Annotated in this window: 9 protein-coding genes; 6 read left to right on the top strand and 3 right to left on the bottom strand. The window is 54.3% G+C overall.

What is annotated here, in order from left to right:
* The first annotated feature begins 320 nt into the window (after positions 1-320).
* From lrp to ETA_RS11865, 6 genes are all read left to right on the top strand, one after another.
* Positions 321-815 (top strand): leucine-responsive transcriptional regulator Lrp, encoded by a 495-nt coding sequence (gene lrp, locus ETA_RS11890; protein ID WP_004156893.1) that lies wholly within the window; start codon positions 321-323, stop codon positions 813-815.
* 118 nt (positions 816-933) lie between these two features.
* Positions 934-4,479: a DNA translocase FtsK 4TM domain-containing protein gene (locus ETA_RS11885; RefSeq protein WP_012441871.1), complete on the top strand. Its 3,546-nt coding sequence runs from the start codon at positions 934-936 to the stop codon at positions 4,477-4,479.
* Between the two features lie 197 nt (positions 4,480-4,676).
* Positions 4,677-5,288 (top strand): outer membrane lipoprotein chaperone LolA, encoded by a 612-nt coding sequence (gene lolA / locus ETA_RS11880; RefSeq protein ID WP_012441870.1) that lies wholly within the window; start codon positions 4,677-4,679, stop codon positions 5,286-5,288.
* Positions 5,289-5,295: 7 nt separating this feature from the next.
* Complete coding sequence (locus ETA_RS11875) at positions 5,296-6,639, top strand: replication-associated recombination protein A (RefSeq protein WP_012441869.1); 1,344 nt, start codon at positions 5,296-5,298, stop codon at positions 6,637-6,639.
* 95 nt (positions 6,640-6,734) lie between these two features.
* The gene (gene serS, locus ETA_RS11870; RefSeq protein WP_012441868.1) at positions 6,735-8,027 is read left to right on the top strand and encodes a serine--tRNA ligase; all 1,293 of its coding nucleotides are present in this window, start codon (positions 6,735-6,737) and stop codon (positions 8,025-8,027) included.
* A 299-nt stretch (positions 8,028-8,326) separates the two neighbouring features.
* On the top strand, positions 8,327-9,478 hold the full coding sequence (locus ETA_RS11865) for an MFS transporter (RefSeq protein WP_012441867.1): 1,152 nt from the start codon (positions 8,327-8,329) through the stop codon (positions 9,476-9,478).
* A gap of 31 nt (positions 9,479-9,509) precedes the next feature.
* Here the strand turns inward: ETA_RS11865 and pflA are convergent, their stop codons facing one another.
* From pflA to focA, 3 genes are all read right to left on the bottom strand, one after another.
* Complete coding sequence (pflA, locus tag ETA_RS11860) at positions 9,510-10,250, bottom strand: pyruvate formate lyase 1-activating protein (protein ID WP_042959002.1); 741 nt, start codon at positions 10,248-10,250, stop codon at positions 9,510-9,512.
* Positions 10,251-10,377: 127 nt separating this feature from the next.
* Positions 10,378-12,660 (bottom strand): formate C-acetyltransferase, encoded by a 2,283-nt coding sequence (gene pflB / locus ETA_RS11855; RefSeq protein ID WP_042959001.1) that lies wholly within the window; start codon positions 12,658-12,660, stop codon positions 10,378-10,380.
* A gap of 85 nt (positions 12,661-12,745) precedes the next feature.
* On the bottom strand, positions 12,746-13,603 hold the full coding sequence (gene focA, locus ETA_RS11850; RefSeq protein WP_012441864.1) for a formate transporter FocA: 858 nt from the start codon (positions 13,601-13,603) through the stop codon (positions 12,746-12,748).
* Positions 13,604-13,733: the final 130 nt, after the last annotated feature.

The following is a 13,733-nucleotide window of genomic DNA, read 5'->3' as shown; positions in this document are numbered from 1 at the left end:
ACAGCGGCTCGTTTGGCATGTTGTACTGATTTTTTTTGTTTTGCTTTGACAATCGGCTGCGCTTTTGCGAAAACATTATGGGAAGCAGAGAGTATTCGGTGGTAAAAGTCAGGTTTACGCCCGGCCTTTACGCTTAGGGTCGAATAAGCTCAGTCTGTTATTTGGAATGACGCATGGTGTGGACAGACAACATGCGTCATGCGGATAAAGCGTTCAGTCACGCACAGGCTATATGTCTTCTACTTATGATCAAACCTGTTACGTGGATGTCGTTCAGGCTTTGGCAGGTATAGGGAAGAAGTATATGAGAGACATTAACGATGGTAGAAAATAAAAAACGACCGGGTAAAGATCTGGATAGAATCGATCGCAATATCTTAAATGAACTGCAGAAAGATGGCCGTATTTCTAATGTCGAACTATCCAAACGCGTTGGCTTATCACCCACACCGTGCCTGGAGCGTGTACGCCGTCTGGAGCGACAGGGCTTTATTCTTGGCTATACCGCGCAGCTCAATCCGCATTATCTTGACGCGTCATTACTGGTATTCGTTGAGATTACTCTGAATCGCGGTGCGCCGGACGTATTTGAACAATTTAACGCCGCCGTGCAAAAACTTGAGGAAACTCAAGAGTGTCATCTTGTTTCAGGCGATTTCGACTATTTATTAAAAACCCGCGTACCGGACATGTCGGCCTATCGCAAACTGCTCGGTGAAACCTTGCTACGCCTGCCGGGCGTGAACGATACCCGCACCTATGTGGTCATGGAAGAAGTAAAACAAAGTAACCGGTTAGTGATTAAAACTCGGTAACACAGGGCAGGTGCAAAACCTGGTAGTTTTCGCTACACTCCTGTGAATTCATACAGGTCAAGCGTCGGGCATGCCCGGCGCTGTTTCCTTCATAGTTTACAGGCACCTGGAGATACTCTTGAGCCAGGAATACTCAGAAGATAAAGACGTCACGTTACAACCCTTAAGCGGTGGGCATCGCCTGCTTGAGGCATCATTGATTATTGTTGCTCTATTCGCCGTGTATTTGATGGTGGCGCTGGTGAGTTTCAATCCTTCCGATCCCAGCTGGTCACAAACGGCCTGGCATGAACCTATCCATAATATAGGGGGGGGAGTGGCCGCCTGGCTCGCCGACACGCTATTCTTCATGTTTGGCGTCATGGCCTATGCCATTCCAGCGGTGATTCTGGGACTGTGCTGGATCACTTTCCGGCAGCGCCATTCCCAGGAGTATATCGATTATTTTGCCGTTGCCCTGCGCCTGATCGGCGTGCTGGCGCTGGTTGTCACATCCTGCGGTTTAGCCGCACTCAGTGCTGATGACATCTGGTACTTCGCCTCTGGCGGGGTGATTGGTAGCCTGTTAAGCAGCGCTATGGCTCCGTATTTAAGCGGTTCAGCCGCCACGCTGACCCTGCTATGTGTCTGGGCTGCTGGGCTGACGCTTTATACCGGCTGGTCCTGGCTCACTATCGCTGAAAAAATTGGTGCGATGGTGATGGGCGTGCTCACCTTTGCCAGTAACCGTTCGCGCGGTGACGAGTCATGGCAGTACGAAGAACAGGATAGTGACGACAATCAGGACGAAAGTGCGCTAACGTCCCGGCATGACAACTCCGCGCATGCTGACGATGTTCTTCTTTCTAAGCCAAAGGCCGCGCTGGATAAAGTAAGCCACGAGGGGAACGGCGCAGCCTCAGCAAAATCCACGGCGCAGGCTGGCGGTGAGGCGACGGCTGACCAACAGACCGTACCTGCCGCTGCCGCTGCCGCTGTTAAGCCTGCGGAAACGGCTTCTGTCGAGATCGGCCAGCAGGCGGCGACAGAACAGGCTGTGGTGACACCAGCCGATGAACGGATTGATCCGCCGCTTTATCGCTTTGAAATGCCACCCGAAGAACAGACGCCAGCGCCTTCCGTGCCGCTTGATGAAGAAGATGCAGGCCCGCAGAGGGGCAACTGGCGGGAGACATCAACGGCTTCGCCGTTTGATTTCTCCACAGCGCACGCTTCTCACCCTGCTTCGGTAGCGGCCGCTGCCACCGGTGCTGCGTTGGGTGCTGTAGCGCAGTCCGCCGCTGGCAACGCGCCATTTATGCCTGGTTTTAGTGCGACCAGCGTTGACGATGTGAATCGCCAGGTTAAGCAGGGTATTGGCCCGGAATTGCCCCGACCTAAGCCTGTGAAGCTGCCAACGCGGCGTGAACTGGCTTCCTACGGTATCAAGCTTCCTTCACAGCGTATGGCCGAAGAAAAAGCAAAAGAGCAGGAGCAGCTTCAGACGCAGCAACCGGCCGACGTTCAACGACAGGTTCCTGCTCAGCCGGACGTGACTGAGCATGCCGCCTTTTTCGACCAGCAGCATAGCGGTGGCAATAAGGCTACGGAAGATGAAGAAGCCCTGGAACAGGCCGAGCTGGCGAATCAGTTCGCCGCGCAGCAGCAGCAGCGTTATGCCCCCGAGGCCAGGCCTGAAGTTAAAAACGACGGGCCGGCCTTTATGCTGGATACGCGTGGCGCATTCGATTTCTCTCCAATGGATGATTTGGTAGAGGAAGGCCCGAGCGAGCCGCTGTTTACCCTGCATGACGTCGAGCCTGCGCCGTCGCCAGTCGCCGAAACGGCGCATTCTGCGGCCCCGACCTGGCAGCAGCCGCCAGTCGCCGAAACGGCGCACTCTGCGGCCCCGACCTGGCAGCAGCCGCCAGTCGCCGAAACGGTGCATTCTGCGGCCCCGACCTGGCAGCAGCCGCCAGTCGCCGAAACGGTGCACTCTGCGGCCCCAACCTGGCAGCAGCCGCCGGCCGCCGAAACGGCGCACTCTGCGGCCCCGACCTGGCAGCAGCCGCCGGCTGATAAAACGCCTGAAGCGGTTCCTCCAGCAGGCGTGCCGTCGGCTAAACCGCAGGAGCCGGACATGGACAGCTTGATCCATCCGTTCCTGATGCGTCATGAGCAGCCAACACACAGGCCAACCACGCCGTTGCCTACTCTCGACCTGCTGGCGTCGCCACCGTCAGAAACAGAGCCGGTCGACCAGTTTGCGCTTGAACAGACCGCCCGTCTCATTGAAGCCCGACTCGCCGATTATCGGGTTAAAGCTGAGGTGGTAGGCTATTCGCCCGGCCCGGTCATCACGCGTTTCGAACTGGATTTAGCGCCCGGAGTGAAAGCTGCGCGTATCTCTAATCTGTCGCGCGATCTGGCGCGTTCATTGTCAGCGGTGGCGGTACGTATCGTGGAGGTGATCCCCGGCCGACCTTATGTCGGGCTGGAACTCCCCAACGTGCATCGTCAAACGGTCTATCTACGTGAAGTGTTGGACTGCCCTGCATTTCGTGATAACCCCTCGCCGCTGTCAATCGTGCTGGGCAAGGATATTTCAGGCGATCCGGTAGTTGCCGATCTCGGCAAAATGCCTCATCTGCTTGTCGCAGGTACCACGGGTTCCGGCAAGTCGGTGGGCGTGAATGCCATGATCCTGAGCATCCTGTATAAAGCCACGCCGAAAGAAGTGCGCTTTATCATGATCGATCCGAAAATGCTTGAACTGTCGGTGTATGAAGGTATTCCGCATCTGTTAACTGATGTGGTTACCGACATGAAGGATGCGGCAAACGCGCTGCGCTGGTGCGTGGTTGAAATGGAACGCCGTTATAAACTGATGTCGGCTTTGGGCGTGCGAAATATCGCTGGCTACAACGAAAAGGTGGATATGGCGGAGGCGATGGGCCGTCCAATCCCCGATCCGTTCTGGAAACCCACCGACAGCATGGATATGGATCCGCCAGTGCTGGAGAAAGAGCCGTATATCGTGGTCATGGTCGATGAGTTCGCCGACCTGATCATGACCGTGGGTAAAAAGGTGGAAGAGCTGATCGCCCGCCTGGCCCAGAAAGCGCGCGCTGCCGGCATCCATCTGGTACTGGCCACCCAGCGGCCGTCAGTCGATGTTATTACCGGCCTGATTAAAGCCAATATTCCAACGCGTATCGCTTTCACCGTTTCCAGTAAGATCGACTCGCGTACCATCCTCGATCAGGCTGGCGCAGAGTCGCTGCTGGGTATGGGCGACATGCTGTATCTGGCGCCTAACTCATCGATCCCGGTGCGCGTGCACGGTGCCTTTGTGCGCGATCAGGAAGTCCATGCGGTGGTTAAGGACTGGAAAGCGCGCGAGCGTCCACAGTATAAAGAAGGGATACTTAGCGGCGGTGAGGATAGCGAAGGTGCTGCTGGTGGCATTGACGGTGAAGAGGAACTGGATCAGCTATTCGATCAGGCGGTTGAATTTGTGGTGGACAAACGCCGTGCCTCGATCTCCGGCGTACAGCGCCAGTTCCGTATTGGCTACAACCGCGCGGCGCGCATCATCGAACAGATGGAAGCGCAGGGCATTGTTTCATCTCCGGGCCATAACGGTAACCGCGAGGTGCTTGCTCCCCCGCCGCACGAGAGATAACGCCCCTTGATGACCTCTGGCGACCAACGGGTAAGGCTTGCCTTGCCCGTTGAATTTTTCCCTTTTGCCACCATATCTTAGCGTACTGGCGCAGGGATCAGTTTTTTCTCCTGTTGTTACAGCGACTCCCTGGCTAAAGTTATTCATGTCATGCTTAACCCGAAAGGGGATACAAGACCTTCAATAAGGATGCCGTAATGAAAAAATTAATCATTTCCTGCTGTCTGCTGGCGACATTTTCTGCTGCTGGTGCATGGGCGGATGCCGCAGGCGATCTGCAACAGCGCCTGGATAAGGTGAAGAGCTTCCACGCTACCTTTAGCCAGAAAGTGACGGATGGCAGCGGAACATCGGTGCAGGACGGCGAAGGTGAGATGTGGGTGCAGCGCCCGAATCTGTTCAACTGGCATATGATAACGCCCGATGAAAGTATCCTGATCTCCGATGGAAAAACCCTGTGGTTCTATAATCCGTTCGTTGAGCAGGCCAGCGCCAGCCTGCTTAAAGACGCCACCAGTAACACCCCGTTTATGCTGATAGCGCGTAACCAGGCCAGCGACTGGAAACAGTATCATGTGGCACAAAAAGGTGACGATTTCTCGCTGACGCCGAAATCAGCAGACGGCAATCTGAAACAGTTCACCATCAACGTGGCGCAAAATGGAACCATTAACCAGTTCAGCGCGGTTGAGCAGGATGGGCAACGCAGTAACTATGCCCTGAAAAGCCAGCAGAGCGGGCCGATAAGCGCCGACAAATTTAAGTTCAGACCGCCAAAAGGCGTGACCGTGGACGATCAGCGACAGTGAGGTTTCCGTGAGTAACCTGTCCCTCGACTTTGCCCACAATGAGTTTCAACCTCTGGCCGCACGCATGCGGCCACGCACGCTGGCTGAATATATCGGTCAGCAGCATCTTCTGGCCGCCGGGAAACCATTACCGCGTGCCATTGAAGCCGGTCACCTTCATTCGATGATTTTATGGGGGCCGCCGGGAACGGGAAAAACCACCCTGGCAGAGATCATTGGCCACTACGGTCAGGCGGATGTTGAACGTATTTCGGCCGTCACCTCTGGGATAAAAGACATTCGCGAAGCGATTGAGCGTGCGCGACAGAATCGCCACGCCGGACGCCGTACCATCCTGTTCGTCGATGAAGTTCACCGCTTCAATAAAAGCCAGCAGGATGCTTTTCTGCCGCATATCGAGGATGGCACCATCACTTTTATTGGTGCCACGACGGAAAACCCCTCGTTTGAGCTGAATTCTGCACTGCTGTCTCGCGCCCGCGTCTATTTATTAAAATCGCTCACCGATAAGGATATCTCGGCGGTACTCGACCAGGCCATGCAGGACAGTGAGCGGGGCTATGGCAAAGACAACATCGTATTGCCGGACAACACCCGCGATATGATTGCGCAACTGGTTAACGGCGATGCGCGGCGTGCGCTGAATACGCTGGAAATGATGGCCGATATGGCCGAGGTTAACGGCAAAGGCAAGCGTGAACTGACTTCGACCCTGCTCAATGAAGTCTCCGGGGAGCGCAGCGCCCGCTTCGACAACAAAGGCGACCGCTTCTACGACCTGATCTCGGCCTTGCATAAGTCGGTGCGCGGATCGGCACCGGACGCCGCTCTGTACTGGTATGCACGAATTATCACCGCGGGTGGCGACCCGCTATACGTTGCGCGTCGTCTGCTGGCGATCGCCTCTGAAGATGTTGGTAATGCCGACCCGCGTGGTATGCAGGTGGCTATCTCTGCCTGGGACTGTTTCACCCGCGTTGGGCCGGCAGAAGGGGAGCGGGCGATTGCCCAGGCAATCGTCTACCTTGCCTGTGCACCGAAAAGCAACGCGGTATATAACGCTTTTAAGGCCGCCTTGCGCGATGCGCGTGACAATCCCGATTATGATGTGCCTGAACATTTACGCAACGCGCCAACCAAACTGATGAAGGAAATGGGGCTGGGCGCTGAATATCGCTATGCCCATGATGAAGTTAACGCTTATGCCGCCGGCGAGAGTTATTTTCCGTCGGAGCTGGCGCATACGCGATATTATCTGCCGACATCGCGCGGTCTGGAGGGGAAGATTGGTGAAAAGCTTGCCTGGCTGGCCGAACAGGATCAAAATAGCCCGACAAAACGCTACCGCTGATGATGGCGTTGCGGTAAGGTTAGTAATGAAATCAACACATTCACTGGGTGAGTGTGCCCCCTCTTTTTTACTCAACAACTATTCACAGGACAACCATGCTCGATCCCAATCTACTGCGTAACGAGCCAGACGCAGTCGCTGAAAAACTGGCACGCCGGGGCTATAAGCTGGACGTTGACACGCTGCGCGCGCATGAAGAGCGCCGTAAAGTGCTACAGGTTGAAACAGAGAATCTGCAGGCCGAGCGTAATTCACGATCCAAATCCATCGGCCAGGCTAAGGCACGCGGGGAAGATATCGAGCCATTGCGTCAGGAAGTGAATGCGCTGGGTGAACGTCTGGACGCGGCAAAAGCAGAGCTGGACGCGCTGCTGACCTGCATTAACGACTTTTCAATGGCGATCCCTAATATTCCGGCTGACGTGGTGCCACTGGGCAAAGACGACAGTGAAAACCAGGAAATTTCCCGCTGGGGTGAACCGCGTCAGTTCGATTTTACCGTGCGCGACCACGTTGAGCTGGGTGAAATGGCCGCCGGTCTGGATTTTGCCGCTGCGGTAAAGCTCACCGGCTCACGCTTTATTGTGATGAAGGGCCAGATAGCGTTGATGCACCGTGCCCTGAGCCAGTTTATGCTCGATCTGCACACCGAACAGCATGGCTATCAGGAAACCTACGTGCCTTATCTGGTTAACCATGCCAGCCTGTACGGCACCGGCCAGTTACCGAAATTTGGCGAGGACCTGTTCCATACGCGTCCGCTGGACGAAGAGGCCTCCAGCAGCAATTATGCGCTGATCCCAACCTCCGAAGTGCCGTTGACCAATCTGGTGCGCGATGAAATTTTGGAAGAGGAAACTCTGCCATTGAAAATGACCGCCCACACGCCTTGCTTCCGTTCCGAAGCTGGTGCCTATGGTCGGGACACGCGTGGCCTGATCCGTATGCACCAGTTCGATAAAGTCGAAATGGTGCATATTACTCGCCCGGAAGATTCGATGGATGCGCTGGAAGAGTTGGTGGGGCATGCCGAAAAGGTCCTACAGCTTCTCAATCTGCCTTACCGTAAGGTGTTGTTATGTACCGGCGATATGGGCTTTGGCGCACAGAAAACCTACGATCTGGAAGTGTGGTTGCCGGCGCAGGATACCTACCGCGAAATTTCTTCCTGCTCAAACATGGGTGATTTCCAGGCTCGCCGCATGAAGGCGCGCTGCCGTCCCAGGGGCGAGAGCAAAACCCGCCTGGTGCATACCCTGAACGGTTCTGGCCTTGCCGTGGGGCGTACCCTGGTTGCGGTGCTGGAAAACTATCAGCAGGCCGATGGACGAATCGAAGTGCCGGAAGTGCTGCGCCCTTATATGAAGGGTTTACACTTTATTGGCTAAATCCCTGCCTGACTGGCAGGAGGTTGAGTAAGGAACCCGCCGCCGGCGGGTTTTTTTTGGCTGCGGTTAAGCAAAATAAATGATGGATGATTTCAACTTCATTCTTTCTTGTTTCATTTAATTCAACAGGTTAAACGAGTTTTCTGTGAAAATAAGGACGTTTCTCGATCTGCGAGGATTAACGTCTTAAATCGGCCAAGTGCAAATCGTGCTATTGCCCGTCTATTACGCTTTTCCAATCGTCAGAGCAATGGCATGATGCGCGCAAAATATCCCCCCCGTTTCGGTTATTCACTACTATGTCTACCTGGTCTCGCCCTGTGCTGGTGTTGCTTTGCGGCCTGTTGCTGCTTACGGTTTCAATTGCCGTGCTTAATACTTTAGTTCCTTTGTGGATGACGCATGACGCCCTGCCGACCTGGCAGGTGGGCATCGTCAGCTCCTCTTACTACGCTGGAAACCTGCTGGGTACGTTAGCCGCAGGCTGGGTGATTAAACGATACGGTTTTAACCGCAGCTATTATCTTGCATCATTGATATTTGCAGTGGCGATCGTCGCGTTGGGATTAGGAACCAGCTTTGAATTATGGGCGCTGTGGCGTTTTATTGCCGGGATTGGTTGTGCGCTGATTTGGGTCGTGGTCGAAAGTGCACTAATGTGCAATGGAACGGTACGTAACCGTGGCCGCATGCTGGCAGCTTACATGATCGTCTATTACCTCGGCACCGTCGTGGGGCAGCTGTTAGTGAGCAAGGTCTCTACGGAAGTTATGCAGGTTCTGCCGTGGGTAACCGGGGTCGTGTTGGCGGCAATGCTCCCGCTGGTATTCTGCCGCGTAACGGCTAATCAGGGCGAAGAAGAGGTCCCGGCAGGGCGGATGTGGTCAATGCTGCGCCGCCGTAGCGCCCGCCTGGGAATTAACGGCTGCATAATCTCCGGGATCGTGCTCGGCTCATTGTACGGCCTTATGCCGCTTTACCTTTCGCATCAGGGTATGACCGATGCCGAAGTCGGTTACTGGATGGCTCTACTGGTGAGTGCTGGAATTATTGGCCAGTGGCCGGTTGGCCGGTTGGCGGATCGTTATGGTCGTCTGCTGGTGCTGCGTGTACAGGTATTTGTGATCATCATGGGTGCTCTGGCCATGTTAAGCAATGCCGCGATGGCTCCTTCGCTCTTTATCCTCGGCTGTGCCGGATTTACCCTATATCCGGTTGCTATGTCCTGGGCTTGCGAAACCGTGTCAAACCACGAGCTGGTGGCGATGAACCAGGCGCTGTTGCTAAGCTACACTTTGGGCAGTCTGGTAGGTCCGGCAATGACCTCCTTATTAATGCAGCGATACTCCGACAGCCTGCTGTTTGTCATGATTGGCGGAGTGGCGTTGGTCTACCTGGTCATGCTGCTACGAAAGGCCGATCGCCAGGCCACGCCTATCGCGCACGCGTAGGTTAACAGGCCGCCAGCGCGAAGCGGCACGGTTAATACATCACGCTGTGCCCATAGCTTTCCAGAATATGCTTTACCCGCTCAAGCGTTTCGGCTTTGGGCGGGCGTACACCTTCCAAGCCGTATGCTTCTCCCATTGCCAGCCATTTATGCTTGCCGAGCTCATGATAAGGCAGTAGTTCAATCTTCTCTACATTGGTCATATCGCGGGTAAATTCCCCGAGCTGGTGGGCCGACGCATCATCGTCGCTATAACCCGGAACCACCACATAGCGTATCCAGGTACGGATGTTGCGCCGTGTGAGATAGCGGGCAAAATCGAGCGTCCGGCGGTTTGAAACGCCCACCAGCGTTTGGTGTCTTTCGTCATTGACCTGCTTGAGATCCAGCATTACCAGATCGGTCACATCCAATAGTTCGTCGATAACTGCATCATAACGGCGCACGAAACCGTTAGTATCAAGACAGGTATGGATGCCTTTAGCACGGCAGGCGCGAAACCAGTCGCGAACAAACTCAGCCTGTAGAATGGCTTCACCGCCTGAGGCGGTCACGCCGCCGCCGGAGGCATTGATATAGTGACGATAGGACAGTACGTCATCCATTAATTCCGCTACGCTCACTTCCTTACCGCCATGCGTATCCCAGGTATCGCGGTTGTGGCAGTACAGGCAGCGCATCAGGCATCCCTGAAAAAAGGTAATAAAGCGAATGCCGGGGCCGTCAACGGTGCCACAGGATTCAATTGAGTGAATGCGTCCGGTTACTGACATGGCGATGGTATCTCCAGGTGACACGCTCTTTAGCCGCGTTAAGTCTGTTTTGCCGGTAGTCTGATTCAGGCCACCGGAAAAACGACCTGCTGGTACAATAGGGCTCCCCGATGGGAGCCCTAATCGCCTACAGGGATTGCGTAAAGGTGCGAGTGATCACATCCTGCTGTTGCTCTTTGGTCAGGGAGTTGAAGCGCACGGCGTAGCCAGAGACACGGATCGTCAGCTGCGGGTATTTTTCCGGGTTTTCCATCGCTTCCAGCAGCATATCGCGGTTCATCACGTTGACATTGAGATGCTGGCCCCCCTCAATACTGGCTTCATGGTGGAAGTAACCGTCCATTAAACCGGCAAGATTGGCCTTGCGCACATCGTCATTTTTCCCCAGAGCGTTTGGCACAATAGAGAAGGTGTAAGAGATCCCGTCCTTCGCATAGGCAAACGGCAGTTTTGCCACCGAGGTCAGGGAGGCAACGGCACCTTTCTGGTCGCGGCCGTGCATCGGGTTTGCCCCAGGTCCGAAAGGCGCTCCGGCACGTCGGCCGTCAGGCGTATTACCGGTTTTCTTACCATAGACCACGTTAGAAGTAATGGTCAGGACGGATTGTGTCGGAACGGCGTTACGGTAAGTCTGCAGTTTTTGAATTTTCTTCATAAAACGTTCAACGAGATCGCAGGCAATGTCATCCACGCGGGCATCATTGTTACCGAACTGTGGGTACTCACCTTCGATGTTGAAATCAACCGCTAAACCGTCTTCATCACGAATAGTGGAAACCCTGGCATATTTGATCGCAGACAGTGAGTCGGCCGCGACCGACAGTCCTGCAATCCCGCAGGCCATAGTGCGATAGACATCGCGATCGTGCAGCGCCATAAGTGCAGCTTCGTAGCTGTACTTGTCATGCATGTAATGGATAATATTCAGCGCGGTAACATACTGTTTTGCCAGCCAGTCCATAAAGTGATCCATGCGCTCCATCACTTTGTCATAGTCCAGCACGTCATCCATCATCGGAGCTTCTTTCGGCCCGACCTGCATTTTGAGCTTCTCGTCCACGCCACCGTTGATGGCGTACAGCATGGTTTTTGCCAGGTTGGCGCGCGCGCCGAAGAACTGCATCTGCTTACCGATAATCATCGGGCTTACGCAGCAGGCGATGGCATAGTCATCGCTGTTGAAGTCCGGGCGCATCAGGTCATCATTCTCGTATTGCAGAGAAGAAGTATCGATAGAGACTTTTGCCGCGTACTGTTTAAATTTCTGCGGCAGTTTTTCCGACCACAGTATGGTCATGTTGGGTTCCGGCGAAGGCCCCATGGTGTAGAGCGTATTCAGAAAACGGAAGGTGCTTTTGGTTACCAGAGTACGACCATCAACCCCCATACCGGCCAGTGATTCGGTTGCCCAGATGGGGTCTCCAGAGAACAGTTCATCATATTCCGGGGTGCGCAGGAAACGCACCATCCGCAGTTTCATCACCAGATGGTCGATCAGCTCTTGGGCTTCTCGTTCATCGATCGTGCCTGCTTTGAGATCGCGTTCGAAATAAATATCAAGGAAAGTGGATACGCGGCCAAACGACATCGCCGCACCGTTCTGTGATTTTACCGCCGCCAGGTAGCCGAAGTAGGTCCACTGCACCGCTTGCTGTGCAGTGGTCGCCGGGCCGGAGATATCACAGCCATATTTTGCCGCCATCTCCTTCATCTGTCGCAGGGCAAGATGCTGGTCTGCAATCTCTTCGCGCAGGCGAATGGTAGCTTCCAGATCTATGCCGTTTTCCAGATCGTTCTGGAGCGAGGTGAACTGAGCGAACTTGTCTTTCATCAGCATATCGATGCCGTAAAGCGCAACGCGGCGGTAGTCGCCAATAATACGGCCGCGGCCATAGGCGTCCGGCAGGCCGGTCAGCACGCCGGATTTACGGCAGCGTAGGATATCCGGCGTATAGACATCGAACACGCCCTGGTTATGAGTCTTACGGTATTCAGAAAAGACTTTTTTCAGCGACGGGTCCAGTTCCCGGCCATATACCTTACATGAACCTTCCACCATTTTGATCCCGCCAAAGGGGATCAGAGCACGCTTTAGCGGAGCATCGGTTTGCAGGCCAACGATTTTTTCCAACTCGCGGTTAATATAACCCGCCTCGTGCGAAGTTATTGTCGAAGCCAGATCGGTATCGAAATCAACCGGCGCGTGGGTGCGGTTTTCCAGCTTGATACCTTCCATCACCTTATCCCACAGGCTGGTGGTAGCTTCGCTTGCCCCGGTGAGAAACGCTTCGTCACCGTCATAAGGGGTATAATTCGTTTGGATAAAGTCACGCACATTGACACTGTTCTGCCACTCGCCCGGTGTGAAGTCTTCCCAGGCTGCTGCCATCTTTTGATTGAGATCTGTCATTAGAAACCTACCCTTTAAAGTAAAATCCGTTGTGTCTTCTCGCCGTACAGCCGTATCAGGCGATGACAAAATCCAGTGAAGAGAATTAGCGGCGATCGCCATCTCGCAAATAAATGACCCAGTAAGTCAGTCCAACCAGCAAACCACCGCCGATGATATTGCCGAGCGTCACCGGGATCAGGTTGTCGTTGATAAACTGGCTAATGGTGAGGTGTGAGAACTGCCCGGCGGTTGCGCCCGTGGCGGTCCAGAAATCGGGTGCCGAGAAATTTTTAATGATGATGGCCATCGGGATCAGAAACATATTGGCGATGCTGTGTTCAAAACCGCTGGCAACAAACATAGCCACTGGCAATATCATGGCGAACATCTTATCCAGCAGGCTGCGGCCGGAATAACTCATCCATACCGCCATGCACACCATCAGATTGGCAAGAATGCCGAGACACACTGCCTGCAAGAAGGAGTGATGCATTTTGTGTTCGGCAGTCTGTAAAACATTCAGCCCCCATGCCCCGTTGGCGGCCATATGCTGTGCGGCAAACCAGACCAAAGCGACAAAGAAAATGGCACCGATAAAATTACCGATATAAACCAGGGCCCAGTTGCATGCCAGCTGGATCCAGCTGATGCGTCCGCTGGCCTTTGCCACTACCGTTAGCACCGTGGAGGTAAACAGGTCAGCCCCGCAGACCACTACCAGCATCAGGCCGAGAGAAAAGCAAACGCCGCCAGTCAGTTTTGCCAGGCCCCATGGAATACCGTCGCTGCCGGTGGTGGCGGTGATATAGAAGGTAAAAGCAATGGAAATAAACACTCCGGCTGTAATTGCCAGGAAGAAGGTCGTAAAGGGGTGTTTCGTTGCCTTATAAACGCCAGCTTCTTCAGCAACTTTTGCCACTTCAGAAGGTACGATTAGATCAAAGGGGCTGCCAGCATTCACACTAAGATCCTCCCAGAATTCGTCAGCAAGGGAAGTCTAGCAAAGGTGAAAATCTCAGGATTTGATGTGGATCATACTGGTCTGGTATAGGCCGGGTGAGCAGGATGGGAGTGTTAAATATAAGTTAATA

This window comes from Erwinia tasmaniensis Et1/99, assembly GCF_000026185.1.
Lineage (GTDB): Bacteria > Pseudomonadota > Gammaproteobacteria > Enterobacterales > Enterobacteriaceae > Erwinia > Erwinia tasmaniensis.
Note: the sequence above shows the minus strand (reverse complement) of the source record. Positions and strands in the feature narration are given on the sequence as shown.